The organism is Megasphaera sp., assembly GCF_047831605.1.
Lineage (GTDB): Bacteria > Bacillota > Negativicutes > Veillonellales > Megasphaeraceae > Megasphaera > Megasphaera intestinihominis.
In genome coordinates, this window is the sequence record NZ_CP181255.1 from 1,622,030 (window position 1) to 1,648,347 (window position 26,318).

Here is a 26,318-nt window from a genome sequence, read left to right on the forward strand (position 1 = left end):
GTGAATTCCTTGAAGAAGAGTAAAAACACAATCCGTTTGAAACGGCATTGGCGTTTACGCAAGAACATCAACGGCACGGCAGAACGTCCGCGTCTCAACGTTTTCCGCAGCCTTAACAATATCTACGCTCAGGTCATCGACGACCAGAACGGCGTAACTTTGGTTTCCGCAAGCTCTTTGGACAAAGAAATCAAAGGGCAGAACGTCAGCGGCGGCAACGCCGAAGGCGCAAAATTAGTCGGTGCTTTAGTTGCAAAACGGGCTATCGAAAAAGGTATCACGACGGTTGTCTTCGACCGTGGCGGTTACATTTATCATGGCCGTGTTGCAGCTCTCGCTGAAGCAGCTCGTGAAGCTGGCTTGAAATTCTAATCAAGGAGGAAATAACACATGGCAAAAGTTGACCATGCAGGTCTCGAATTACAGGAAAATGTAGTATTCATCAACCGCGTTGCTAAGGTAGTTAAAGGCGGCCGCCGTTTTTCCTTCAGTGCCCTCGTTGTTGTCGGTGACGGCAACGGCAATGTCGGCGCAGGTTTAGGTAAAGCTGGCGAAGTTCCTGAAGCAATCCGCAAAGGCGTTGAAGACGCTAAGAAACATATGATTTCCGTTCCTCTCAAGAACGGTTCCATTCCCCACACGATCACGGGTATCTTCGGTGCAGGCAAAGTATTCCTGAAACCGGCTGCTGAAGGTACTGGCGTCATCGCTGGCGGCCCGGTCCGTGCCGTATTGGAACTGGCAGGCGTCCGCAACATCCTCACCAAATCGATCGGTTCTTCCAACCCGAACAACATGGTTCAGGCAACCCTCGAAGGCTTGGGCCGCTTGAAGGATGTCAACAAAGTTGCTGAACTCCGTGGCAAAACTGTAGAAGAAATTTACGGTTAATAAGGAGGATATAACAAGATGGCTCAGGTTAAAGTTACACTCGTAAAGAGTTTGGCAGGCCGTCCTGGCGACCAGCGCGCAACCATCGTTGCCCTCGGTCTCCACAAGACGAACTCCAGCGTAGTAAAAGAAGTCACCCCGCAGATCAAAGGGATGCTTCATAAAGTAGAACACTTAGTAAAAGTAGAAGAAATTTAATATAGAAGGAGGTGCGCTGAATTGAAACTTCATGAAATGAGTATTGTTCCTGGTTCCAAGAAAAAACGCAACCGCGTCGGCCGCGGCATCGGCTCCGGCAATGGCAAAACGGCTGGCAAAGGTATGAAAGGTCAGCTCTCCCGTAGCGGTGGCGGCAAGCGCCCGGGCTTCGAAGGCGGCCAGATGCCGTTGTATCGTTTGCTCCCGAAACGCGGCTTCAAAAACATTTGGGCTAAAGAATATGCAGAAGTTAACGTTTCTGTACTCAACCGCTTTGAAGATGGCACGACTGTCGATCCCGTCGCTCTCGTAGAAGCTGGCATCCTCAAGAATGTCCGCGATGGCGTCCGCATCCTCGGCAACGGTGAACTCGAAAAGAAACTCACTGTCGTAGCTAACGGCTTCACGAAATCCGCTAAGGCTAAAATCGAAGCAGCTGGCGGCAAGGTTGTAGTACCGGGAGAAGAACCGGTAGCTGAACAGTAGGGGTGATTTGTGGTGTTAGAAAACATCCAAAACGTACTGAACGTCCCGGAATTTCGGAAACGGGCAGTCTTCACTCTCATCATGTTCGTCATTTTCAGACTTGGCGTTCACATCCCCGTACCGGGCGTTGATTCGTCAGTCATTGAGAATCTCTTCAGCAGCGGCAACTTGTTCGGTCTTCTGGACTTGTTCGCCGGCGGGGCACTGAGTAAGTTCTCCGTCCTGGCCATGAGCATCACGCCGTACATCAACGCGTCGATCATCATGCAGCTGCTGACAGCCGTCGTCCCGACCTTTGAACAATGGGCAAAGGACAATCAGGAAGGCCGCGATAAGATCCAAAAGGTCACGCGGTACGGTACGGTTGTCCTGGCGTTGATCCAGGCTTTCGCCATGAGCTATGCGCTGAAAGTCAACAATGCCCTCATCGTCGACAGCTGGGCCATGGTCGTCATGGTCTCGCTGATCCTCACGGCAGGCACGTGTTTCCTCATGTGGCTCGGTGACCAGATCACAGCTGGTGGGATCGGCAACGGCATTTCTCTCATCATCTTCGCGGGTATCGTAGCGCGTTTCCCGCAAGGGTGCATGACGATTTACAAGTATATCCAGGCTGGTTCGATCAACATCTTCCAGGCCTTGCTTTTTGCTGTTATCGCCTTGTTCATGATCGTCGTGGTCATCGAAGTCACACAGGGTCAGCGCCGCGTCACGGTACAGTATGCGAAACGTATCGTCGGCCGTAAGATGTATGGCGGTCACTCGACACATATTCCGCTGAAAGTCAACCAGGCTGGCGTCATCCCCATCATCTTCGCTTCGTCTGTACTGATGTTCCCGATTACCATCGCACAGTTCGTACAGAATGACACGATCCAGTGGATCGCAAGCTTCTTTGCATGGGGCACGGTGACCAACACCGTCATGTACGCACTCCTGATTATGTTCTTCACCTATTTCTACACGGCTATTTCGCTGAACATCCCGCAGCTCACGGAAAATATGCAGAAGTATGGCGGCTTCATCCCTGGCATCCGCCCGGGCCAGCCGACAGCCATGTATATCGATCGCATCATGACGAGGATCACCCTCGCCGGTGCCTTCTTCCTGGCCTTCATCGCCATCCTGCCGAACTTCATCGGCTGGATCACGGGGATCGAAGGGGTTTACTTCGGCGGTACGGCCATCCTCATCGTCGTCGGTGTTGCCATCGACACGATGAAACAGGCAGAATCCTTAGTTTTGAATAGACAATATCAAGGATTTATGAAATAATAAGGGGGTAGTTTGAGTGTATATTCTTTTAATGGGCCCTCCGGGTGCTGGTAAAGGTACCCAGGCTGAACGATTGATTGAAAAATATGGTATTCCCCAGATTTCGACAGGCGACATGTTCCGGGCAGCTGTAAAAGAACAGACCCCGCTCGGCCTCGAAGCCAAGAAGTACATGGACAACGGCCAGCTCGTACCGGACGCTGTTACCGTAGGCATCGTCAAAGAACGCCTCGCCAAGGATGACTGCAAAAAAGGCTTCATCCTCGACGGCTTCCCGCGCACGACCAGCCAGGCTGTATCCCTTGATGCCATCCTCCGCGATTTGGGCATCAAACTCGATGGCGTCATCAACATCGCCGTCCCCGATGAAGAACTCATCAAACGGACGACGGGCCGTCAGATCTGCCGCTCCTGCGGTGCGACATACCATGTCACATTCAAACCGTCCAAGGTGAAGAACGTCTGCGATAAATGCGGCGGCGAATTGTATCAGCGCGATGACGATAAAGTAGAAACCGTCAAGAAACGCTTGAGCGTCTACGCTGCACAGACGAAACCGCTCATCGACTACTATAAGAATTCCAATCTCTACATCGAAATCGATGGCAAACAGAGCATGGAAGATGTCTACAAAGACATCGTTGCTAGTCTTGAAAAGAGTAAATAAGCATGATTATTTTAAAATCCAAACGGGAAATTGAGTATATTCGCGAAGCTGGCCGCATTACGGCCAACGCCCTTCAGCTCATGAAGAAACTGGCAAAACCTGGCATCACGACAGGCGAACTCGACCAGCGCTGTGAAGAATACATCCGCAGCTGCGGCGCTTTTCCGAGTTGCAAAGGCTATTACGGGTTCCCGGCAACCATTTGCGCCAGCGTAAATGAAGAAGTTGTCCACGGTATCCCGGGGCACCGCAAGCTCAAAGATGGCGATATAATCAGCATTGATTTAGTAGTGAACAAGAATGGCTACCATGGCGATTCGACGGTAACGATTCCCGTCGGCCACGTTCATCCGGCGACCCTCAAGCTCTTGAAGGTCACCGAAGAAAGCCTCTATAAAGGCATCGAACAGGCCGTTGCCGGGAATCACCTCGGCGACATCGGCCACGCAGTCCAGTCGTATGCCGAATCCTTTGGATACGGCGTCGTCCGCGACTACGTCGGCCACGGCATCGGTACGGACATGCACGAAGATCCGGAAGTGCCGAACTACGGCATGGCCGGTCACGGCGAACTGCTGGAACCGGGCATGGTCCTGGCCATTGAACCGATGATCAATATGGGCACGGAAAAAGTCCGCCAGTTGAAGAACGGCTGGACCGTCGTCACGCGTGACGGCAAACCGGCAGCCCACTTCGAACATACAGTAGCCATCACGGAAAACGGTCCTGAAATCCTTACCCTTCCGGAAGAATAAGATGGAACGGACACAGATGATACCTGTCTGCACGGTCGTAGAAAGCCTGGCAGGCAGGGATAAAGGCCACTTGTATGTTGTTGTCGGCAGTCTGGCTTATCCCTACGTATGGATTGCTGACGGTAGAAAGTACAACCTGGATAAGCCGAAGAAAAAGAATTGCCGGCATCTCCGGATATTGGGAACGAGCGTATCCACTGGAAGCGCTGGTCCCGCGAGAATCAGCAATGAATGGATACGGTCCGTCTTGAACCGGGCTGTGAAGAATTGACCAGGGAGGTTACTATGTCGAAGGTAGATGTCATTGAAGTAGAAGGCGTCGTCGTTGAAGCTTTGCCAAACGCCATGTTCAAAGTCAAGCTTGAAAACGATCACATCGTGCTGGCTCATGTCTCCGGTAAAATGCGGATGAACTTCATTCGTATCCTTCCGGGCGACCGGGTCACACTTGAATTGACACCGTATGATCTGAATCGCGGTCGTATCACGTACCGCTTTAAGTAAGAGTATTACGCAGGAGGTTAACGATGAAGGTAAAACCGTCAGTAAAAAAGATTTGCGAAAAATGCAAAATTATCAAACGTAAAGGCCGCGTCATGGTCATTTGCGAAAATCCGAAACATAAACAGAAACAGGGTTAATAAACAGGAGGTGAATGAATAGATGGCACGTATAGCCGGTGTGGATTTACCACGTGATAAACGAGTTGAAATTGGTTTGACTTACATTTTAGGTATTGGTCTTTCTTCTTCCCAGAAAATTCTGGCTAAGACTGGCGTAAACCCGGATACCCGCGTTCGCGACCTGACAGAAGACGAAGTACAGAAGATTCGTGAAGTCATCGGTTCTGAATATAAAGTTGAAGGCGACCTTCGCCGTGAAACAGCACTCAACATCAAACGCCTGATCGAAGTTAATTCGTATCGCGGCAAACGTCATCGTGCAGGTCTTCCGGTCCGCGGTCAGCGCACCAAGACGAACGCACGTACCCGTAAAGGTCCGAGAAAAGCTGTAGCAGGTAAGAAGAAATAAGATTCTTTAAGTAAGGAGGGAAACGATTTTGGCTAAGAACGTAAGAAGCAACAAAAGAAAAGAAAAGAAACACGTAGAATCGGGCGCAGCACATATCCGTTCTACTTTCAATAACACGATCGTTACGATCACTGATGCAAAAGGCAATGCACTGTCCTGGGCAAGTGCCGGCGGCCTCGGTTTCCGCGGTTCCCGTAAGAGCACTCCGTTCGCTGCACAGATGGCTGCTGAACAGGCTGCCAAAGCTGCTATGGAACATGGCCTCCGTCAGGTAGAAGTTTTCGTAAAAGGTCCGGGCTCCGGCCGTGAAGCTGCTATCCGCGCATTGCAGGCTGCAGGTCTTGAAGTCAACTCCATCAAAGACGTAACTCCTATTCCGCATAACGGCTGCCGTCCGCCGAAACGGAGACGCGTATAATCGTAGATAATTAACCAAGGTGTTTTGATTCTGAAATAGGAGGATTTTCCTAATGATCGATGATAACAAGTTTAAAGTTAAAACCGTCGAAATCAATGACGGCGGTACCTATGGAAAATTCGTATGTGAACCTCTCGATCGGGGTTACGGAATCACATTGGGTAATAGTTTGCGGCGTGTCCTCCTGGCATCCCTGGATGGCGTAGCAATCACTTCGATCAAAATCGATGGTGTTCTCCATGAATTTTCGACCATCCCCGGCGTTCGGGAAGATGTTTCGGAAATCATCCTCAACCTCAAACAGGTTCGGATGAAATTCCTGGACGATGATATCAACGAACTCGATATCACTGTCGATATCTCTGGTGAATGTGAATTCACTGCAAACAATCTTAACGTAAACTCAGACATTGAAATTTTGAACCCGGATCTTCATATTGCCACGCTGGATACGGACGCTGAAATCCGTATGCAGTGCCACATTGAACGCGGCAAAGGGTATGTTCCTTCTACGAAGAACAAGAAAGAAACGGATATGATCGGGGTCATCCCCATCGATTCGATTTTTTCGCCTATTGTGCGCACCAACTACGAAGTAGGCAATATCCGGGTCGGCAACGAAATGGATCACGATTCGTTGACGCTTGAAGTGACGACGGACGGCAGCATCAGTGCTGAAAACGCCGTCGCCAAGGCTGCATCCATTATGATCAGCTATTTGAATTACTTCCAGGACATCGCCACCGACGCCAAAGTCAATGACACGTTGGCTGAATTCACCAACAAAGATGGCGAAGAACCGGAAGCACCGACAGAACCGGACCTCAACGACATCAAGATTGATGTCCTCGATCTTTCCGTACGCGCTTCGAACTGCCTGAAACGTGCAAACATCTACACCTTAGGCGACCTCGTAGAACGGACGGAAGACGACTTGTCCAAGATTCGCAACCTCGGCAAGAAGTCTGTCGATGAAATCATTGAAAAGTTGCAAAAAGAAGGTTACGATTTAAAATCGAGTAACGAAGAATAGTTCGAGGAGGATGAACGATGGCTTATAGAAAGTTGGGACGAGACAGCTCCGCACGTAAAGCATTGCTGCGCAGCATTGTCACCTCTTTATTCCAGCATGAACGCATTGAAACGACAGAAGCAAAGGCAAAAGAACTTCGCAAAGTCGCTGACAAAATGCTTACCCTCGCAAAACGCGGCGACCTCCACGCTCGCCGTCAGGTCTTGGCATACATGATGGATGAAGACGTTGTCAAAAAACTGTTTGACGAAATTGCACCGAAATACAAAGATCGTCAGGGCGGTTACACTCGCATCATCAAAACTGGCGTTCGTCAGGGCGATGCTGCTCCGATGGTAATCATCGAATTAGTATAAGCTTGTAAGAAAAAAGGGGCTGTCGCAAGACAGCTCCTTTTTTGCACAAAGGAGTGAATACAAATGCCATATCGTATGATGTTAGCTGTCAACTTTACACCGGAACGGCTGGACCAGGTCAAGCTCCTGGCCCTGCTGACCAAATCGAAAGTGAAAGCCGTCAAAGAAGAAGAAAAAAATGAAACTGTTGGCAAAGTCCTCGGTCTGACGGACGAAGAAATTGCTGAAATCGCTGCGATGAAACAGGAAACGGAACAAACCAAGGTTCACGAACAGATGAACGAAGACGAAAAACTTCCGCCTGTCACCAAAGAAGCGCTGATTCTCTGCGGCTTCGATAACCAGGCTGTCAACCTGCTCCTGAGCAGCATCCGCCGGGGCCGCCTGAAGAACGTGCCCCTCAAGGCCATGTTGACGCCGAACAACATTTCCTGGACTATCGAAACGATTTTGCAGGAATTGTCGAAAGAACACGAATATTTTCATAAAAAGAGGTAAGACCATGCGTCCTACGACACTTTGCTTTCCCGTCCGCCCGGACGGGAAACTTTTATTAGGCCGCAAAAAACGCGGCTTCGGCGTCAGCAAGTGGAACGGCTTCGGCGGTAAAATCGAAGCCGGTGAAAACTTCCTGCAGTGCGCCGTCCGGGAACTCCGGGAAGAAACGGGCCTCATCGCCAAGGAAGAAGACCTGGAACTCGTCGGCTTCCTGGACTTTCACTTCTCGGCCTCATCGGAACTGGACCACATCGGCTTCGTCTACTTCCTCCGCCAATGGCAGGGGACTGTCCAGGAAACCGAAGAGATGGAACCGCAATGGTTCGACCCGTCAGCCCTTCCGTATGATGAAATGTGGAAAGGCGACCGGACCTGGATTCCTATGCTGCTGAAAAAAGAAAAAGTCAAAGGCATCATTACCTTTGCCGAAGATAATGAGAATCTGCAACATCTAGAATTGTATCGCATAGACAATGTATAGATTCATGAGTTAGCTAAGACGACAGATAGACAATATCTGTCGTCTTTTGCAGTCTTGAGACAATTGCGACAAAATCCAGGTCTTGACATTGTTTTGGCATTTGGTTTACACTTATTAAAGTATTAATAGGTGATAAATAGAACGTAGTCATTTTTAAAACTTTTATATGAAATCGTAATAATGCATATTAGTTATGCAGTATATTTTGTGATGAAGTGGAGTTTGATGACGATGAAGACGACCTTAATGAGTGCCCTCATGCTGAGTTTGGGTATGACGGCCAGCGTATTGGCAGCACCGGCGACGACGGCCAACGTTTCCGTAGACAGCCCGTACTATGGCTATATCGAGAAATTGAGTGCCATGGGCTATCTCGATACCATGCCCAACGGGGCCAAACCATACAGCCGCATGCAGATGGCCCAGTGGGTCGTCCAGGCTCAGGATAAGGCCCAGACCAAGCCTATGCCAAAATACTTGTCCGATGAAGTCGAAGCCCTGGCGCAGTACGTGGCGCCGGAAGTGGCGACCCTGCGCGGGGAAAAGACCTATGATCCTTTGAAGCTCCGTTCGGTCTCGCTGACGGCAGCAGCCCAGCTTTCAGATACGCCGCGCCATTCCTATAGCCATATTGATCGCAGTCATACTACTAATGCGGGCTGGCAGACCTTTGGCGCCAATCGCAATGGCTATAAATACGGCCGCGACGGCAATGGCATCTTGGAAGCCGAAATCTCCGGGAACATCGGTCATGAAACGGCTATCGCCCTGCGGCCGCGCTTCAGCTATGACAAGGACAACGATTTCAGCGCCAGCCTGGAAGAAGGTTATATCAAGACCCGTGCCGGTATCTGGGCCTTTGAAGCCGGCAAAGAAGCCATGTCCTGGGGGCAGGGGGAAACGGGCAATCTGGCCTTAGGGAACAACATGCGTCCCTTGACGACCATCCAGGCCCACTTCATGGAACCCCAGCGCGTCGGTGGTTTCTTCCGTTTCCTCGGGCAGGCCGACGTCCATCTCTTCTACGGCTTCCTCGAAGACGACCGATCCGACCGCGCGAATGCCCGTGGGATGAAAGATTACGATAATGCCGGTCTCTTTGGCATCCGTGCCGATTTCTCGCCGACGTCGTACTTCACCTTCGGCCTGTCCCGCCTGTCCATGCTCGGTGGTGACGGCAATGGCTTGGATAGCTCTGACTGGGGCCATTGGCTCTATGGCCGTAACGATGATGCCGACCAGGACCGCTGGGACGACATCGCTGGCGGTGACTTTCGCTTGAGCCTGCCCGGTGTCACCTTCTACGGTGAACTTTACGGTGAAGACCAGTCCCACTACATGCCGTCCAAAGTCGCTTACCGGGCCGGTATGTATTTGCCGAAGTTGACCCATGACGGCTCGTGGGATATGACCTTGGAAATGGCCGATACCAGCGATGCCTGGTACGGCCACCAGCGCTTCAATAACGGCTGGACCTATCACGACGCCATCATGGGCGATGCCATGGGCCGCGATGCCCGCAAATACTACGGCGCCATCCGCCATTATTTGCCTCATGAAACATCCATCGGCCTCTATGCCCAGCGGACCGAAATGGAACGGGGCATGCGCATCCATCCTACAGTCAATGAATTCGGCCTCACCGGCCAGACCAAACTTGCCCAGGACGTCTACTTAAGCGGCATCATCGGCTACGCCAACGTAGAAAACGCCGACTTCACCATTCATACAGACCACGACAAATTCGCCACCGCCACCATCCAGTGGAGGTATTAGAATACGGCTCTCTTGATAGGCCCTTTTTGGCCCGTCATGGACTGACCGGAGGGAAGTGCATGACGGTTGCCAAAACGGAGAGCCGTGCTAGAGTTGTCAGCGAAGCTGACTGAGAGGTTTCGCAGGCCGGCGCCCACGACCAACCAACCTCTCCGGCCTTTCAGGCCACCTCCCCTATAAAGGGAGGCATAACGACGAACGATCTACGATGAACGACAGGGGCCCCGGCCCCCAGACGGAGAACTATCATGATAGACATTCACTCACATATTTTATACGACATTGATGATGGCTCTGAATCGCTGGACATGTCGCTGCAGATGCTGCGCATGTCCGTCGATTCCGGGGTCACCGATATTATTGCGACGCCTCATGTCAACCGTCAGGGCCATATACCGGCCTGGCAGACGATTCTCGACAAGGTAGCCGCCCTTCAGGAAGAAGCGGATAAGGCTCAGATTCCTATTCGTATCTATACGGGCGCGGAAGTGGAACTCAACGGCGATACGCTGCGCTTTATGAAGGAAAATCACGACGATTATTGTCTGGCTGGCAGCCGCTATGTCATGTTGGAACTGACCGACCAGTCCCAGCCGGATATCGTCGAAAAGATGATTTATGAGCTGCAAATGCGCGGGTTCCTGCCACTTCTGGCCCACGTAGAACGCTATGAGCGCCTCATGGAGCGCCCGGAAACACTTCTGGCATGGATGAATAAGGGCGTCCTGGCTCAATGCAATACAGGCAGTTTCACGGGCTATTTCGGCTCAAAGTTGCAACAGCGCGTCCGCGACCTCTACCGCAATGGCATGATCCACTTCCTCGGCAGCGACGGGCATCGCGTGGAATCTCGCACGACGGATATACGCGAAGCCCACGAAGAACTGGACCGCCTGGCTGCCAAGGATAAGCAGCACGTCAATCTTTGGAACACGGCGACGCGCAATGCCGAATGTATTTTAAAGAACCGCGTCTTTTATCCCGACTTGCCGTCGCATTGGCAAAAAGAGAAAAAAGGCTTTTTCCATCGTCTCTTTGGTTGAATTTAGGATGTGAATAAATATGTTGAAGAAACGTATACTGGCGCTGGCTGCCGTGACTGCCTTATGGACCGGGACGGCCTGCGCTGAAGAATATTACATGCGGCCTGGCGATGAGCTCAATATCGTCGTCACCCAGCAGCAGGATTTAGGCAATTCATCGACGAATCAGTCGCCTTTCGTCGTCCGGCCGGACGGCAACGTGTCCTTTCCCTTAGTCGGGGAAATCCACGCCGAAGGTATGACGGTCTCCCAGTTCACAGACGTCTTGCAGCAGGGATTGTCGCGGTATATTGTCGATCCCGATGTATCTGTCAATATTTCCAAGTTAGGCCGCGTCCGGGTCTACGTCTTTGGCGAAGTCAAGAAGCCCGGTGCCGTAGAACTGGAAAAGGGCCATACCGTCATCGACGCCATCGGTGCCGCCCAGGGCTTTACGCGGGATACGGCGAAGAAGAAAATTTTCCTCATCCATCAGGACCAGCCGAAGTCGCTCATTCCCATTAACCTCAATAATATGCTCAAAACCGGCGATATGTCGCAGAATGTCACCCTCCGCGAAGGGGACATCCTTTATCTGACCAAGAATCATCGCATCGACTTTGCCCGCGATATTGCGCCGATCTTCAGTAGTATTTACATGATTACCGAAGCGAAAGATAACTTAGATAACAATTAGTATTTCCCATACAGGAGTTGAACAGGGTGGAAGAAATAACCATTGATTTGAAGGACCTCTTTCAAGTTGTCATGGCCAACAAGAAGAAAATCGCGGCTATTACGGCGGCCTTCATGATTGCCGGCGGGGCCTATCTGCTCGTCGCGCCGCCGGTGTACCAGTCGACGTCGCTGCTGCGCATCAAGCAGGATAAGGGCCTGGGCGATTCGATTTTGTCCAAAGTATCCGGCGGCAATGCCATGGATGACAAGCAGCGCATGATGACCGACGCAGAAATCCTCAAGAGCCGCAACGTCGTCCTGCCGGTCATCGCCCAGACAGAAGAACGCGATGAAAACGGGAAATTGCCCGACTATGACGGCTATGTCAAGAGTCATATCATTACCAAACCGTATAAAGATACAGAAATTCTGGAAGTCGACGTCACCGGCAAGTCGCCGGAACAGGCCCAGAAAGCCAATAACCTCATCATTAAGGGTTTCATCAATCGTCTGACCGAACTGAGTCATGACGAACAGAAGCGGACTCGCGAGTTCCTGGAAAAGCGACTGGCCGCGTCCAAAGACGAATTGAGTCAGGCCGAAGATAAGCTGCAGCAGTATCAGGCCGCCAACAAGATGTACTCTACCGACGACCAGATGAAGCAGCTCACGGATAAACTGAACATCGTCGACAAGGCCAAGGCCGAAAACCAGCTCAATTTGGAAACGGCCCAGGCTGGTTTAAAGAGCGTCAACGAACAATTAAGCTCTGCCGGCGTGGCCATTGCCGACAGCCCGGCTATCCAGCAGTACAAGACTCAGCTGGCCCAGTTGGAAGCGACCAAAGCCAGCTACGTCGGCAAATATACGGATGAACATCCGAAGATGCAGGAAATCAACAACCAGATCAACTCCACCCGCGATTCCCTGAATCAGGAAATCAGCAAAATCGTTTCCCAACAGGCGCCGTCCAGCAATACTGTCCAGCAGGGCTTATTGGCCGATAAATTCAAGAACGAAGCGGCCATTGCCGTAGCCCAGAGCAAAAAGACGGCCCTGGACCAGATGGATTCGGAAAATGACGCCATCATCGCCTCCCTACCGGAAAAGGAACAGGGCTTCGTCCGCGTCAAGCGCGATGCCGACGTAGCCAACGAAATCTATGTCATGTTGGCCAAACGCCTGGAAGAAGCCAAGGTCGCCGAAGTCATGGTGCCGAACGAAGTACAGGTCGTCGACTGGGGGACATTGCCGGAAAAACCGATTAAGCCGCGGAAAGTCCTGATTATGGCCATCATGACCTTGTTAGGTCTCATCGTCGGCATGGGGACGGTCATCGTCCAATCCCTCATGTATCGCAAGATACGGACGGCCGAAGACGTCGAAAAAGAACTGGGCCTGCCGGTCCTCGGGATGATCCCCGACATCAACATATTGCAGGAAGACCTGCAGCGAAGCAGTGGTCTCTGGTCCAAGATTAGGAGGAAATTATGGCGGAAATAGATTTCATCACCCATTATGACAGCCGGTCCCCGGTCTCCGAAGCCTACCGGGCCATCCGGACGAATTTGCAGTTTTCTGGTGCCGGCAAGACCTTGAAGACCATCGTCTTTACGTCGGCCATCCCAAACGAAGGGAAGTCGACGACCGTCGCCAACTTGGCCATTACCATCGGGCAGGACGATAAAAAAATCCTGCTCATCGACTGCGACATGCGCAAGCCCGTCGTCCATCGCCGTTTCAGTCTGCTCAACCGGGGCCTGAGTAACTGCTTTGCTGAAGACCTGCCCCTGAAAGAAGTCATCCAGGCCGACGTCTTCCCCAACCTGGACGTCGTCACTAGTGGCCCTGTTCCGCCGAACCCGGCAGAACTTCTGGGATCGAAGAAGATGAAGGCCCTCTTGCAGGAAGCAGCGGAAATGTATGATTACGTCTTCCTCGACATGCCGCCCGTCCTGGCCGTCACCGACGCCGTCCTTATGGGCAGCCAGACCGACGGCACCATTCTCGTCCTGGGCAGCGGCGACATCAGCCCGGACGAAGGTAAACAAGCCAAAGAACTCTTAGAAAAAGTCCACGCCAACATCCTCGGCGTCATCTTGAATAAAGTCCCGCAGCACCACAAGAGCGGCTACTATTACTACTACTATTACGACGAAGACCATCATAAAAAGCGCCGCCGGCGGTAGGGGCCGCCATAACCGGCGGCCCGCGCGAATCCTGTGCATAGCCCAATGAATGATATGCGGAGGTAGGGGCGCCCACTACAAACTACAAACTATTACTTCAAACACCACGGGGCCTGCAGCCCCGGAAAGGAGAGGTCATGAAGACCCGTGTCTACCCTACGTCGCGCAAGCTTTTCGGCTTACTGGGCGACGTGACTATCATCACCCTTACATATCTTGTCTTGACCTATCTGCTTGTCAATCCGGCAGCGGTAGAAGCGCACCATGTCCTGTACTCGGGAATGCTTCCTGTTGCCGTCATCTTCACGGTCATGATGTTCAGCATCAATGGCCTGTATACCATCGAGCACAAGCGCTTCAGTGAAGTCCTGATCAGCCTGGCTGTCAGTCTCTTCCTGGTTCTCATCCTCGTCATGGCCTTGAGTTTTGTCATTCATGAATTCGCTTATTCCCGGGTATTGATTATTTCCAGTACGGCCGTACAATTCGTCCTGCTCGGTTTTTGGAAGCGGGCCGTCCAGCGTTGGGAACAGAGCCTTCATCCCGTCCGACGCGTCATGATTATGGGCAACGAAGACGAATGCCGCCATGTCTATTACCGCATGAGTGCCCAACCACAGCTCAAAATGAAGCTCCAGCACGTCATCATGAACCCGCAGACCGATTGGCGCCAGGAATTGGAAGCTTGTGATATCGATACGCTCATCATCTGCTCAGATATCCCCATTGCCACAAAAGCCAAAATTGTCAATTATTGTACGGATAAAGAAATTCAGCCATACATCATTCCCGGTTCTTATGAAATCTTTTGCAACGGGGCCATGCTCCAGAAAATCGATGACGTGCCCGTCTTCCGGCCTAAGAGCCTGCGCCTCAGCGTAGAACAGCGGGCAGTCAAGCGCACTGTCGACATCATCTTGGCTGGCATCGCCGCTATCTGCGCCTTGCCTTTCGCCATTCCCGTCGCCTTGGCCATCAAACTCGGCGACGGTGGTCCCGTCCTCTATAGTCAGGTCCGTGTCGGCCGCTTTGGCAAGGAATATAAAGTCTACAAATTCCGTTCCATGCGCGTCGATGCGGAAAAATATTCCGGTCCCCAGCTGGCGACGGAGGACGACCCGCGCATTACCAAAGTCGGCAAATTCATCCGCGCCACCCGCCTGGACGAACTGCCGCAGATCCTCAACGTCCTCAACGGCGACATGAGCCTCGTCGGTCCCCGACCGGAACGGCCTTTCTTCGTCGAAAAATTCAAAAAAGAAAACCCTGAATACGCCTATCGCCATAACGTCAAACCGGGCATCACCGGCCTGGCTCAGGTCTTTGCAAAGTATAACACCACGCCTTATGACAAACTCGTCTACGATTTGATGTACATCGAAAACTACAGTATCTGGGAAGACTTCATCATCATGATCCAAACCATCAAGATCCTAGTCACCAAGAGCGCCACCGAAGGCAAAGACGTCAGCGGCAAAGACCTGGACCTAAGCAAATTCCAGCGCTAAAAAGCCCTCAAAGCCTCCCCTAATAGGCCCTTTTTGGCCCATCAGGTGCTGACCGCAGGGAAGCGCAAGATGGTTGCCAAAACGGAGAGCCGTGCTGGAGGTGCCACGAAGTGGCGGAGAGGTTTCGCGTGGAGACCGCTTGCGATGGTAGGGTTCTTTCTCAAGACGGTTGCCAAAACGGAGAGCCGTGCTGGAGGTGCCACGAAGTGGCGGAGAGGTTCTTCCTATTTTTACAAAGGATGGATTATTTATGCCTGTCAATTATTCTGTTTTAATGTCTGTCTACTACAAAGAGCATCCTGATTACTTACGGCAAAGCATGCAAAGCATTTACGACCAGACCGTCCCTACCGACGACTTTGTCCTCGTCTGTGATGGACCATTGACGCCGGAACTGGATACTGTCATCGCTGACATGCAGCAACAATTCGGGCCGCGCCTGAATGTCTGCCGTCTTTTAAAAAACGGCGGCCTCGGTAAAGCTTTGAACTTCGGTATCGGACAATGCAAAAACGACCTTGTCGCCCGCATGGATTCGGATGACGTCAGTCGTCCCGACCGGTGTGAACGACAACTGGCCGTATTTCAGAATTATCCCGAATACAGTTTGGTCAGCGGTATCGTAGAAGAATTCAGCGATACCATCACGAACGTTTCCGTTCGCCGCATCGTTCCCGAACACCAGAACGACATCATTGCCTTTGCTAAGAAACGCAATCCTTTCAACCATCCTTGTATTATGTATAAAAAAAGCGATGTAGAAGCTGCCGGAGGCTATCAAGACTTTTATCTGCTGGAAGACTACTACCTCTGGATTCGCATGATTCAACAAGGCTTTATAGGCTACAATTTGCAGGAGCCGCTGCTGTGGATGCGGGCCGGCAGTGATATGTATAAACGTCGAGGTGGCTGGAAATATTTTTTATCACAGCGTAAGCTGTTGTGTTATATGTATCAGTCTGAATTTATTACTTACAGTCAATACCTTATGGGTACATTCATTCGTTTGGGAGTAGCTATGGCACCTAACAATTTTCGAAGTTTCGTTTTTAATAATATTCTAAGAAGAAAAATGAATAAAAATTCGATGGGGGGGGGGGTAACTCGATATAGTCAGTTAAATCGTCTCAACCCCATGTGGACCTGGGGTGTTGTCTGTGATTGATACAACACCAAAGTCGAAAACCATTCCCTTGGTCAGCATCATCATGCCGGCTTACAATAGCAGTAAAACAATTCGAGACAGCATCCAATCGGTTTGTCATCAAACATATCCCAATTGGGAGTTATTAATCATCGACGATTGTTCAGAGGAAGATATCGAAAGCATTGTTCATGAATTTGAAGACCAACGGATTCACTACTACCGCTTACCAAGCAATCAGGGCGTTGCATGCGCCAGAAATAAAGGGATTTCAGAAGCCCAAGGACAGTACTTGGCTTTTTTGGACAGTGATGATTTGTGGCATCCCCGGAAATTGTTCAATCAGGTAAGTTTTATGCAGAAATATCATTATGCTTTTACTTATACTTGGTATCGGCAATTTAGTGGTGATATTCATCATTTGGGGAATCTGGTCAAAACGAAAACGGCTGTCGACTATAAAGAACTTTTAAAAGGTAATGATATCGGCTGTTTGACGGTTATGATTGACCGTAGTCAAGTCCGTAACATTTCTATGCCATCTCAGAGACATGAAGACTATATCACCTGGCTCAACATCTTAAAGCAGGGTTGGACGGCTTACTCTCTTCCCCTTGTATTGGCAGCATATCGCAAAGAAAAAGGATCTTTAACCAGCAATAAATGGAAAAGCCTTCTATGGACTTGGAAGGTATATCGGGACAGTCAGCATTTATCCTTGTTTCGTTCGGCAATTTGCTTGTTTTTTTATGTTTATTATGGAGTAAGAAAGCATTTCTAAAATTCATTATCGTATTTTTGTATAGCTTTTTGACAGGATATTGTATCAAGTAAAGTGAGGTTTTATTGTGCGGCTTTTATCTAGCGACGAAGTGAAAAAACATGAACTTATGATTTTATTAGATGTTCAGGATTTTTGTGAGAAAAATAATATATGTTTCTACATTCTGGGTGGAACCTTATTGGGAGCTATCCGGCATCATGGCTTTATCCCATGGGATGATGATATAGATATTTGTATGCCCAGACCTGACTATGAGCGCTTTTTGCAAACCTATAAGTCAGCACATGGGTATATACCAATGGCTAATATCTTAGGCAATTGGGTTAATCCATTTGCTAAGGTAATAGATCCAAATACGAAAGTAGTTTCTTATATTAGTGATAATGAGCCAGGGCTATGGATTGATATTTTTCCTGTAGATGGATTGCCAGATAATTTCGATCATGCAAAAAAATTGTATGATAAATGTGAAATCTACCGTAGCCTATTCTCTTGCGTTTTTTCTAAATTAGGGGAGGGGAAAACAAGACTTCGGAAATATGCTAAATATATACTGAAGCCAATAGCATTAATGATTGGCGCCCCGTATTTGTCAAAGAAAGTCGAGGAGCTGGCACATACCTGCAGATATGAAGATTCAAAATATGTGGGTGTCATTACATGGGGGTATGGTATTGGTGAGAGAATGCCCAAAGATGAGTTTGAAAGGAAGGTTATGGTCGATTTCGAAGGATATAAGATGCCAACTTTTTCATGCTGGGAATTATACCTTGGTAATTTGTATGGAGATTATATGCAGCTGCCTCCGGAAAATCAGAGGTATACACATAGTATGGATGTATATGTAAAGGATTAGTGAATTAAATGAATATTGCAATTATTTTTGCTGGCGGTACAGGGACACGGATGAATTCTCGTTCTAAGCCGAAACAGTTTTTGGAAGTGCATGGGAAACCAGGGGTGTGTCAAGAGTTTTGTGTAAATCGATTCAATAAGCAACATCGTATTGCTGCATAAGCTGAGACATCCTGTCGTCCATGAGCAGCTGGTTCCGGACCATCGCCCAGTTTGCGACGTGACGACCCTTCCATTTTTTATAGAGCTCTTGGATGCGTAGGTAGAAAATCTTGAAGACTGCATCCTCGTTGGGGAAAGCGCCTTTCTTGGTCACCTTGCGGAAGCTAGAGTTGACGCTCTCGATGGCATTGGTCGTGTACATGATCTTGCGCACGGCACTGCCATAGTTATAGAGCTGCTCGACGTGTGAGAAATTGTTTTCCCATACGCTGACCGCGCCTGGATAAGCCTGCCAGTCGGTCTTGAACTTCTCGAATTCCTGACGGGCCTGCTTGACGTTGATGGCACCATAGATGAGCTTCAGCTGCTTCGTGAATGCACTCCACTGCTTGCGTGGGATGTAGCGGATGGAATTGCGGATGAGGTGTACGATGCAGCGCTGAACCGTGGCATGCGGGAATACAGCCTTGGCGCCTTCCTCCAATCCGCTCACGCCATCCATGGACAGGATGCCAAGATCCTTAACGCCGCGAGCCCGCAGCTCGTCGAAGATCTGCATCCAGGCATGCTTGCTCTCCGTCTCGTTGATCCAGAGGCCAAGGACATCCTTGCAGCCGTTGACGTCATAGGCAAGCATGACATAGACGGCCACCTGCTGGACGCCATACTCCGTGCGCAGCGATACGTAGATGCAGTCGACGAAAGCAAATGGATAGAACGACTGGAGCGGACGATTCCGCCATGCCTCGACCTCTTCCATGACGCAGCCTGTGATGGTGGAGATCTGTTCATGTGACATCTGGAAGCCGTAGATGTCTTCGATGGTTGCAGCGATGTCGCGTTGGCTCATGCCACGGGCATACATCGCCAGTACCTTGCCCTCGATGGACGAAACGTCGCGCTGGTGCTTCTTGATGATCTGCGGTTCAAACGTACTCTGGCGATCCCTAGGGACGCGGATAGGAACCTCGCCCAGAGAGGTCTTGAGCGTCTTGGATGAATAGCCGTTCCGGACATTGTCACCGTCTTCGGAGCGCTCATGCTTCTTATGGCCGAGATGATTTTCCATCTCACCTTTGAGCATGGACTCAAAAATGGGGCCAAAAATCTGCTTCAGGACGTCCTGTACGTCTTCCGCGCTCTTGATGTCGTAGTTGTTGAGGATTTGCTGAGCAATCTGCTCGCCTGGGGTAGTTGGTGGAGTTTTACACTTTGCCATTCTGTTACCGTCCTTATCTTTGTTTACCCCAGTATGGGGCATAAAGTAGATTCATGCAATACCGATTTACACAAACTATTTTACACTCCCGAAACCAGTCTTGATTTATACAATGGAAAACTTTCAAAACCATCCATTGATTGATAAGATCATTCTTGTTTGTGTAAAATCCTGGATAGGATATGCACAACAACTGATAAGCAAATATGACATTACTAAAGCAGTCAAGGTAATATCTGGTGGTGCTACTGGGCAGGCTTCAATTTATAGAGGATTAAAGGCAGCAAAAGAGTTATATGGTGATAACCATATCGTATTAATCCATGATGGTGTTAGGCCTTTGATTGATCAAACAACCATTACAAATTGCATTCAAGAGGTTGAGGCTCATGGCAATGCGATTACAGTATCCCCAGCTGTAGAAACTATCTATGTCAAATCTGATGATAATAAGAATGTAGGAACAGTTTTGGAACGCTCTCGCTGTGAGATGGCAAGAGCCCCACAGTGTTTTATTTTAAATGATATCTTTAAAGCTCATGAGAAAGCGAATGAAGAAGGTCGGAGAGACTTTGTTGATTCTGCTTCATTGATGTAATATTATGGTTATGATCTTTATACAGTTGATGGACCGGCTGAGAATATAAAGATTACGACTCCATCTGACTTTTATATATTCCGTGCCATTTTGGATGCTAAAGAAAATAGCCAAATTTGGGGATTGTAGCAGTCAAGTATGCAAAGGTTGCAGAGATGGATTTAAAAACCTTGCAGCTTAATCCGAATAGCACGATGGCTCAGTATGTACTTGATAAGCATTACATGCGAAAGCATGGACCAAATGCATATTATGGGCAAAAATAATACATGAAAACTTGTGATTTCTGAATAAAATCTGTTTTTGATAAAGGAATGGTTGTCATATGAAAGTCTTATTCCTTGTTCCTAATTTACGCGCATCCAATGGTGTTGCGAGCTTTGCGCTAAACTATTTCCGAAACATGGATCCCGGTGAAGTCCATATCGACTTTGCCCTTTACCAAGATCGCGCTTCCCCTTACTACGGTGAAATCAGGGAACGTGGTTGCGAGATCTTCATTCTTCCCAGTGTAAAGCACATGAAAGAACACTGGCGGGCATGTGACAAGATCCTGCGTGAAGGGCACTACGACATCATACACGACTGTACCCTCCACATCAGCCTTCCCATGATGCTCTGTGCGAGGAATCATCATGTGCCTGTCCGGTTGCTCCATAGTCATAGCGCCAAAATGGGAGAGACGAAGAAAAAAGAAATCCGAAATCGACTTTTTATGCCCGTGCTTCGTTCTCTTGCGACGGACTATGCCGCCTGCTCCAAGCTGGCCGGAAAAGCGATGTTCGGAAAGCGTGATTTCACATACATTCCGAATGTCGTTGACAGCAGGAGGTATATGTACAATGAAGTTGAGCGTTTAAAAATAAGGGGAAAATACAATTCTAAAAACAAGAGAATCGTAGGCACAGTCGGTCGTCTGGCCCCCCAAAAAAACCCCATCTTTGCCATGGATGTGTTTAAAAAGTTTTCTGAGTCACGTAGGGACGTAGAGTACTGGTGGATTGGGAATGGCGATATGGATCGGCAGGTCAAGGACTATGCAGAAAAAATCGGCATTGCGGATCACGTACACTTTTGGGGGGGACGTGACGACGTGATCGAGCTGTACCAGGCGATGGACGTTTTCTTCCTCCCAAGTCTTTTTGAAGGGCTTCCCGTGACGGGTATCGAGGCGCAGGCCATGGGTCTTCCCATGGTTGTCTCAGATACAGTGACGAACGAGATGGTTTATACAGATTTGGTCGATTATGTGAGCCTCGCCTCGCCGCTTTCCGCATGGTCTGATCACTTGCAGGCGGCTCTTTCGCGGAATGTTCGGCGTGAGGCGTATGCTGAGCAGTTGAAAGCCAGTCTTTTCTCGGATGTGCAGTGCGGGGAACGTCTGATGGGGATTTATCAGCGGATGCTGGATGGAAAATAATGTAAAGGAGTACAGGTTATGTTTATTTTTGAAAGGTTAATTAGTTTAGGATTTTTCTTTTTGGCGATACTCATAGCTTGTTATTTAATGTCTCGTATAAAGGGAAAACAGTACAGAGTAATTCTTGCTTTGTATTTATTGGTGCTTACTGGTTTTGCATGGTGTTATGAACCCTATATTACTGCTGATTTATATAGATTGAGGCAATATGTTGAAGCATGGATTAATCTTTCTTTTGAAGGTGCTTTTGACTATGCATGTCATACAACAACACCAAGCTGGATACTGTTTTCTTATTTTACTAATCAAATTGGAAATCAAAATTGGATGCAGTCTATTGCCTGCTTATGGTGTTATGGCAATATTTTTATCGTCTTATCCAAGGTGATTGATCGGTTTGATTTAAAAAAGACAGATAGAGGTTGGCTACTCTTTTACATAATGTCTGTTGGTACACTTTTTCTTCAAGCAATTTCCGGAATTCGTACTATGCTGGGATTTTCTATTGTTTTTCTCTGTGTATATCGAGAATATTTTGAGGGGAAAAGCGCAATTTGGGATCTGCCATTTTACATAATTGCGGGATTATTTCATCCTGCCGTATTAGTATTACTTGGCTTGCGATTTATCGGATTGGCACTTGAAGGAAAGTCTGGTATTAACCGAATATTGAATATTTTATTTTCTGTGATGGTGGTAGCGATTGGTTTATATTATGCGTATGATTATCTGTTGGCCGCAAATGATAAAGCAGTTGATTATATGACTAATGATGCTGAGTACACTTATATGTGGGAATATCTTATTGGATGTATAGAAAGTGTCCAAATTTTATTTCTTTGCTATTGGTGGAAAAAAGGTACACCAAGTCTATGTGATGGGGAAAACTGGTCGATTCGCTCTTACGTAGTAATGAATGCTTTGTTTACTTTAGGCTGCATTTGTTTTATTCCTCTTTCATATTCAATATTTAGACGATTTACTGTCTTTGCAACAATGCTGTCATTGCCTATATTGGGAGCATTTTTGCAAAGATGTGCTATTGAGAGAACGCGTGGAGTTTTGTGGGCGCGGTGGGCGATTAATCTTATGTCAGTAATAATTATGTTTTTATCCATTGCTCGGGGAGATCTTTGCGGCTATAAGTTTTTCTTAAGCTGAGAAAGGGAGTTAATGAGTGGTAATGCCAGGAAAAGTAAGAAATTCAAATATAGAACTTTTGCGTATAGTTTCCATGCTGATGATTGTTATACTTCACTTTCTTATGCATGGACAAATTTTAAAATGGTCTGCATTCGGATCAAAAGAATATGCGATATATTGGATGATTGAGGCTTTCGTATTCGTCTCTGTTAATGCTTTTGTCCTTATATCAGGATATTTTTTGTGCTTATCCAAATTTAAAGTTTCAAGACTCATGAAAATATGGTTCCAAGTACTGTTTTACTCAATTATATGCACAATATGTTGTATGGCGATAGGGGGGGGGGTATCTCTAAAAAGTTTGTTTAAGGCAATCGTGCCTTTGACAGCAAAACAGTATTGGTTTGTGACGACGTATGTATTGATGATTTTATTTAGCCCTTTAATTAATATGGCAATTCGTGAAATGAATAGAAAGCAGCATCAACTGGCTGTTTGGCTGATTGCAATTATTCTTTGCGTTATGCCGACTGTTTTTGTTTGGGAGCGAGATCTTATAACCAAAGGCATGGATTATACTTGGTTTCTTGCACTGTATATTATTGCTGCGTATATTCGTAAATATGGAATTCCCAAATGGATGACGATGAAAGTATGTATATGGACGTATGTGATTTGCTCACTCATTACTGGAGGGGTGCGCATTCCGTTAGGAATTTTATCTAATCACTTGGGATTTGGCTATACATTGTCTGGCCTCTTTTTTAGATACAACTCGATGCTTGTCGCAGGGGCTTCCATTGCTTTATTTTGTTTCTTTTTACAGTTACGAATCAGGGAAGGGGGGCTGAACCGTTTGATTTTGCAGGTGGCACCTCTGACTTTTGCAGTATATCTTATTCATGATCATCCACTGATTCGAGATTTACTTTGGGATTCTTTGCCTATGCATCAATGGTTTACGATGGGGATACCATCTACATTAGTGGCTATGTGTGTTACTGTTTTGATAATATTTTTGTTCGCTTGTCTTGCTGAAAAAGGGAGAATCATTTTGTTTGAAAAGTTGGGGATTAATAACCTGCTTTCCTATATCACTCAAACGACAGAGAGAATGATAAGTCGATCGCTTTAGAAAAAATTACACAAATCACTTGCCGTTACCAATTTTTGAATAACCAAATTACAATATCCTATCATCCTGTACTCAATTCAGGACGATTTCCAATCATTAACAATAGTTTATCCATGTCTCTTAAAATAGGAGTCAGTCTGCTCTAATCAGATGATTCCTCATAAAAATAAAAGCCTGTAACGTTGTAGAGCGCGTTCGTTTCTATTTCGACTACTTGTGGGATTCTACTACAAAGGATATATTATGAATATTTTGTATTTATCAAATCTATCTGCCAGCAACTTTACTGGACCTAGATACAGTGTGCCTAGACAAGTTTTAGCGCAATCGAAGTATGATCATGTTTTTGGGTATAATATAAGCAGAATTGATAAGATGAAGTTTCAATCTGTTTTTCCTGTAGTCAGCGGCGGGTCTTCATTTTTTTACCCTGGTTTTGGTTTTAATTCGTTTTTTCTTTCTTGGCATACAAGGGAAAAGTGCCATTTCCCATATCTTGGCAGCAGGTGGCGCAATGGCAGCTATAGCATTTATTTTTTTAAAAGGACAGCTCTATATTGAAGCGGTAATGGAAAAAGCGGGCAATTATACTAATAATGCAGAAGAATATACTTATTGTACACAATTTATAGGGGTGGCGAAAAATGAAACAGCTTAATGTAGATAAAATATTAGTATTAACGCCACCTGGCTGTCAGAAATCCCAAGAATCTCTATGGGGAAAATCTGTAAAAGTATGTAGTATGTATACGGATAGTCGAATTGGTGTACACCTTCAGTATTTGCGGCGGTGTACTTGGTACATGAAAAGCCAATTTTGCGGCATTTATTGTGGAACCAGCGAATCTTGATATACCTAGAAAACTGTAACTTCGTTTCGTATATGGTTACGATTGTCTGTATTTCGGTTGGAATCTTTGGAGCGGCAGTTTTTATTGATAATTTTTTTGTAAGTAAGATTCTTGAAAGAATATATGGACTCCCGATTATGGATAAAATTAGAGAGAAGTGTAATCAATGCAGTAGATACATTGGGGAATAAGCCAAGGAAACTAGTGGAAATAAATGAGCGACTTTATGTAGCGAATGATTAACAAGGAGGAATATTAGTGTCCCGGTATAAATCGTTGCTTAAAGATACACTGATATTTGCAATTGGTAGCATTGGAACTAAACTGATTTTGTTTCTAATGGTTCCGCTATATACAAATTACATGACAAGTGCAGAATATGGAACTGCAGACTTAATATTTACGATTGCACAGTTACTAGTATCCATTTTGTCAGTTGTTATTTTTGATGCAGTTATCCGCTTTGGTTTATCAGGCGGTGAAAAACGTGAAAATGTTCTTTTGGTTGGATTTATCGTTTTTGTTTTTTCTATAATTTTGGGAGCGGCCATTACGCCAATAATCGGCCTCTACAAAACAATTTCTGAATGGAAGTGGTATTTGTATTTCTATGTTGTGTTGAGCATTTTATATAGTATAGAATTTAATTATCTCAAGGTGATGGGAAAAAACAAGCAGTATGCGGCTTTTAATATTTTGCAAACAGGAATGATGGCGAGCTTTAATGTTTACTTTCTTGTTAATAAATCCCTTGGAGTGCAAGGCTATCTTCTTGCATATATATTGTCCACCTTTATTATAGATATCATTGCATTCATATCTGGGAAACTCTGGAAAGAACTTTCAAAAGCTAAATTTGAAAAAGCACTTTTTTGCAATATGATTTCCTTCTCAGCGCCATTGATTTTAAATAATGTTTCATGGTGGATTATCCATTCTTCTGATAAAGTAATGGTCGAAATTATGGTTTCTACGGCAGCATTGGGCATTTATACCGCTGCTGCAAAAATTCCAGCACTGATAAATGTTATTGTGTCGATTTTTCAACAGGCATGGGACATTTCAGTCATAAAAGAAATTGAAACTACAAATGAAAGTGACTATTATTCCGATGTGTTTAAATGTTTATTTCTCTTCACATCCGGAGCCTGCCTTGTATTCGTTACAATTATAAAAGTTTTTATGCATTATTATATTGGAATTGAATTTGCAGATGCTTGGCGCTATGTTCCGTTACTACTTGTCAGTGCTGTCTTTGCTGCAGTTGCATCTTATTATGGTTCAATGTATGGGGCACTAAAAAAATCCGTGAATAATATGTTTACAACATTGTTAGCTGCAGCTGTAAATATTGTGATTAATGGATTGTTAATTCCTTTCATGGGGATTTGGGGTGCAGTGATTGGCACATTGATAGCATACATTGTGGTTGCTTTTGCTAGAATGATAGATGTTAGACGGTATATGATGATTTCAGTGAATTGCAAGACTTTCTTGTCAATAAGTGTAATAATATTGATACATGCAATTGCAGTATCTTTAGATTTCCACATATATGCTATTTCTTTGCTTGCAATTCTTGCGTTTGTTTCTATTAATTTGCATGATTTAGGGATACTCGTAAAGAAATTTTCAAAATTCATATTAAGGTGAGTTGATTAAGCGATATTTGTTTTATATCTAATGCTGAATTGGATAAAATATAAATAGATGAAAGGGAGGGAGTGTAAAATAGTTTGTGTAA

At 47.0% G+C, this 26,318-nt stretch carries 32 protein-coding genes; 31 read left to right on the plus strand and 1 reads right to left on the minus strand.

Annotated features, from left to right (window positions below):
• Positions 1-9: 9 nt before the first annotated feature.
• From rplR to ACFWUB_RS07880, 25 genes are all read left to right on the plus strand, one after another.
• On the plus strand, positions 10-372 hold the full coding sequence (rplR, locus tag ACFWUB_RS07760; RefSeq protein ID WP_014015751.1) for a 50S ribosomal protein L18: 363 nt from the start codon (positions 10-12) through the stop codon (positions 370-372).
• Positions 373-390: 18 nt separating this feature from the next.
• Positions 391-891, plus strand: a complete 501-nt coding sequence (gene rpsE / locus ACFWUB_RS07765; protein WP_020311738.1) for a 30S ribosomal protein S5 — start codon at positions 391-393, stop codon at positions 889-891.
• Between the two features lie 18 nt (positions 892-909).
• On the plus strand, positions 910-1,089 hold the full coding sequence (rpmD, locus tag ACFWUB_RS07770) for a 50S ribosomal protein L30 (RefSeq protein ID WP_014015753.1): 180 nt from the start codon (positions 910-912) through the stop codon (positions 1,087-1,089).
• 21 nt (positions 1,090-1,110) lie between these two features.
• Positions 1,111-1,575, plus strand: coding sequence for a 50S ribosomal protein L15 (rplO, locus tag ACFWUB_RS07775; RefSeq protein WP_014015754.1), 465 nt, complete (start codon positions 1,111-1,113; stop codon positions 1,573-1,575).
• 12 nt (positions 1,576-1,587) lie between these two features.
• A complete protein-coding gene (gene secY, locus ACFWUB_RS07780) occupies positions 1,588-2,850 on the plus strand; it encodes a preprotein translocase subunit SecY (protein WP_022497273.1) in 1,263 nt (420 codons plus the stop codon).
• A 16-nt stretch (positions 2,851-2,866) separates the two neighbouring features.
• On the plus strand, positions 2,867-3,517 hold the full coding sequence (locus ACFWUB_RS07785) for an adenylate kinase (RefSeq protein ID WP_014015756.1): 651 nt from the start codon (positions 2,867-2,869) through the stop codon (positions 3,515-3,517).
• 2 nt (positions 3,518-3,519) lie between these two features.
• Positions 3,520-4,272, plus strand: coding sequence for a type I methionyl aminopeptidase (gene map / locus ACFWUB_RS07790; protein ID WP_020311735.1), 753 nt, complete (start codon positions 3,520-3,522; stop codon positions 4,270-4,272).
• Position 4,273: 1 nt separating this feature from the next.
• Positions 4,274-4,543 carry a KOW domain-containing RNA-binding protein gene (locus tag ACFWUB_RS07795; protein ID WP_014015758.1) on the plus strand — a complete coding sequence of 90 codons (270 nt, stop codon included), beginning with the start codon at positions 4,274-4,276 and terminating at the stop codon, positions 4,541-4,543.
• Positions 4,544-4,557: 14 nt separating this feature from the next.
• Positions 4,558-4,776 (plus strand): translation initiation factor IF-1, encoded by a 219-nt coding sequence (infA, locus tag ACFWUB_RS07800; RefSeq protein ID WP_014015759.1) that lies wholly within the window; start codon positions 4,558-4,560, stop codon positions 4,774-4,776.
• A gap of 23 nt (positions 4,777-4,799) precedes the next feature.
• Positions 4,800-4,913, plus strand: coding sequence for a 50S ribosomal protein L36 (rpmJ, locus tag ACFWUB_RS07805; RefSeq protein WP_007391661.1), 114 nt, complete (start codon positions 4,800-4,802; stop codon positions 4,911-4,913).
• A 22-nt stretch (positions 4,914-4,935) separates the two neighbouring features.
• A complete protein-coding gene (rpsM, locus tag ACFWUB_RS07810) occupies positions 4,936-5,304 on the plus strand; it encodes a 30S ribosomal protein S13 (protein WP_014015760.1) in 369 nt (122 codons plus the stop codon).
• A gap of 28 nt (positions 5,305-5,332) precedes the next feature.
• On the plus strand, positions 5,333-5,722 hold the full coding sequence (gene rpsK / locus ACFWUB_RS07815) for a 30S ribosomal protein S11 (RefSeq protein WP_014015761.1): 390 nt from the start codon (positions 5,333-5,335) through the stop codon (positions 5,720-5,722).
• Between the two features lie 52 nt (positions 5,723-5,774).
• Positions 5,775-6,755: a DNA-directed RNA polymerase subunit alpha gene (locus tag ACFWUB_RS07820; protein ID WP_416183753.1), complete on the plus strand. Its 981-nt coding sequence runs from the start codon at positions 5,775-5,777 to the stop codon at positions 6,753-6,755.
• Between the two features lie 17 nt (positions 6,756-6,772).
• Positions 6,773-7,111, plus strand: a complete 339-nt coding sequence (gene rplQ / locus ACFWUB_RS07825) for a 50S ribosomal protein L17 (RefSeq protein ID WP_014015763.1) — start codon at positions 6,773-6,775, stop codon at positions 7,109-7,111.
• A gap of 75 nt (positions 7,112-7,186) precedes the next feature.
• The gene (locus ACFWUB_RS07830; RefSeq protein WP_416183754.1) at positions 7,187-7,609 is read left to right on the plus strand and encodes a DUF3783 domain-containing protein; all 423 of its coding nucleotides are present in this window, start codon (positions 7,187-7,189) and stop codon (positions 7,607-7,609) included.
• Positions 7,610-7,613: 4 nt separating this feature from the next.
• Positions 7,614-8,090, plus strand: coding sequence for an 8-oxo-dGTP diphosphatase (locus tag ACFWUB_RS07835; RefSeq protein ID WP_416183755.1), 477 nt, complete (start codon positions 7,614-7,616; stop codon positions 8,088-8,090).
• A 231-nt stretch (positions 8,091-8,321) separates the two neighbouring features.
• The gene (locus ACFWUB_RS07840) at positions 8,322-9,866 is read left to right on the plus strand and encodes a capsule assembly Wzi family protein (RefSeq protein ID WP_416183756.1); all 1,545 of its coding nucleotides are present in this window, start codon (positions 8,322-8,324) and stop codon (positions 9,864-9,866) included.
• A gap of 248 nt (positions 9,867-10,114) precedes the next feature.
• Positions 10,115-10,909 (plus strand): tyrosine-protein phosphatase, encoded by a 795-nt coding sequence (locus ACFWUB_RS07845; RefSeq protein WP_292282601.1) that lies wholly within the window; start codon positions 10,115-10,117, stop codon positions 10,907-10,909.
• A gap of 19 nt (positions 10,910-10,928) precedes the next feature.
• The gene (locus ACFWUB_RS07850) at positions 10,929-11,585 is read left to right on the plus strand and encodes a polysaccharide biosynthesis/export family protein (protein ID WP_416183757.1); all 657 of its coding nucleotides are present in this window, start codon (positions 10,929-10,931) and stop codon (positions 11,583-11,585) included.
• A 26-nt stretch (positions 11,586-11,611) separates the two neighbouring features.
• Positions 11,612-13,069 carry a GumC family protein gene (locus ACFWUB_RS07855; RefSeq protein WP_416183758.1) on the plus strand — a complete coding sequence of 486 codons (1,458 nt, stop codon included), beginning with the start codon at positions 11,612-11,614 and terminating at the stop codon, positions 13,067-13,069.
• The gene (locus ACFWUB_RS07860; RefSeq protein WP_416183759.1) at positions 13,057-13,755 is read left to right on the plus strand and encodes a CpsD/CapB family tyrosine-protein kinase; all 699 of its coding nucleotides are present in this window, start codon (positions 13,057-13,059) and stop codon (positions 13,753-13,755) included. The genes ACFWUB_RS07855 and ACFWUB_RS07860 overlap by 13 nt, the downstream gene beginning before the upstream one ends.
• Positions 13,756-13,892: 137 nt before the next feature.
• Entirely contained in the window at positions 13,893-15,263 is a 1,371-nt protein-coding gene (locus ACFWUB_RS07865) for a sugar transferase (RefSeq protein WP_416183760.1), read from the plus strand.
• A gap of 250 nt (positions 15,264-15,513) precedes the next feature.
• Positions 15,514-16,428: a glycosyltransferase gene (locus ACFWUB_RS07870; RefSeq protein ID WP_416183761.1), complete on the plus strand. Its 915-nt coding sequence runs from the start codon at positions 15,514-15,516 to the stop codon at positions 16,426-16,428.
• The gene (locus ACFWUB_RS07875) at positions 16,421-17,188 is read left to right on the plus strand and encodes a glycosyltransferase family 2 protein (RefSeq protein WP_416183762.1); all 768 of its coding nucleotides are present in this window, start codon (positions 16,421-16,423) and stop codon (positions 17,186-17,188) included. The genes ACFWUB_RS07870 and ACFWUB_RS07875 overlap by 8 nt, the downstream gene beginning before the upstream one ends.
• Positions 17,189-17,297: 109 nt before the next feature.
• Positions 17,298-18,047, plus strand: coding sequence for a LicD family protein (locus ACFWUB_RS07880; protein WP_416183763.1), 750 nt, complete (start codon positions 17,298-17,300; stop codon positions 18,045-18,047).
• A gap of 132 nt (positions 18,048-18,179) precedes the next feature.
• On the opposite strand, the gene ACFWUB_RS07885 is transcribed toward ACFWUB_RS07880, so the two are convergent.
• Positions 18,180-19,427, minus strand: a complete 1,248-nt coding sequence (locus tag ACFWUB_RS07885; RefSeq protein WP_020311933.1) for an IS256 family transposase — start codon at positions 19,425-19,427, stop codon at positions 18,180-18,182.
• Positions 19,428-19,563: 136 nt separating this feature from the next.
• Here ACFWUB_RS07885 and ACFWUB_RS07890 point away from each other — a divergent pair, with 136 nt between their 5' ends.
• The 6 genes from ACFWUB_RS07890 to ACFWUB_RS07915 all read left to right on the plus strand — a co-directional run bounded on the left by ACFWUB_RS07890 (position 19,564) and on the right by ACFWUB_RS07915 (position 26,227).
• Complete coding sequence (locus tag ACFWUB_RS07890) at positions 19,564-20,025, plus strand: IspD/TarI family cytidylyltransferase (RefSeq protein ID WP_416183764.1); 462 nt, start codon at positions 19,564-19,566, stop codon at positions 20,023-20,025.
• A gap of 325 nt (positions 20,026-20,350) precedes the next feature.
• Positions 20,351-21,445 carry a glycosyltransferase gene (locus ACFWUB_RS07895; RefSeq protein ID WP_416183765.1) on the plus strand — a complete coding sequence of 365 codons (1,095 nt, stop codon included), beginning with the start codon at positions 20,351-20,353 and terminating at the stop codon, positions 21,443-21,445.
• Between the two features lie 18 nt (positions 21,446-21,463).
• The gene (locus ACFWUB_RS07900) at positions 21,464-22,606 is read left to right on the plus strand and encodes an EpsG family protein (protein ID WP_416183766.1); all 1,143 of its coding nucleotides are present in this window, start codon (positions 21,464-21,466) and stop codon (positions 22,604-22,606) included.
• Between the two features lie 22 nt (positions 22,607-22,628).
• Positions 22,629-23,723, plus strand: coding sequence for an acyltransferase (locus tag ACFWUB_RS07905; protein ID WP_416183767.1), 1,095 nt, complete (start codon positions 22,629-22,631; stop codon positions 23,721-23,723).
• A 436-nt stretch (positions 23,724-24,159) separates the two neighbouring features.
• Positions 24,160-24,381, plus strand: coding sequence for a hypothetical protein (locus ACFWUB_RS07910; RefSeq protein ID WP_416183768.1), 222 nt, complete (start codon positions 24,160-24,162; stop codon positions 24,379-24,381).
• Between the two features lie 451 nt (positions 24,382-24,832).
• On the plus strand, positions 24,833-26,227 hold the full coding sequence (locus tag ACFWUB_RS07915; RefSeq protein ID WP_416183769.1) for a lipopolysaccharide biosynthesis protein: 1,395 nt from the start codon (positions 24,833-24,835) through the stop codon (positions 26,225-26,227).
• The last annotated feature ends 91 nt before the right edge of the window (positions 26,228-26,318 follow it).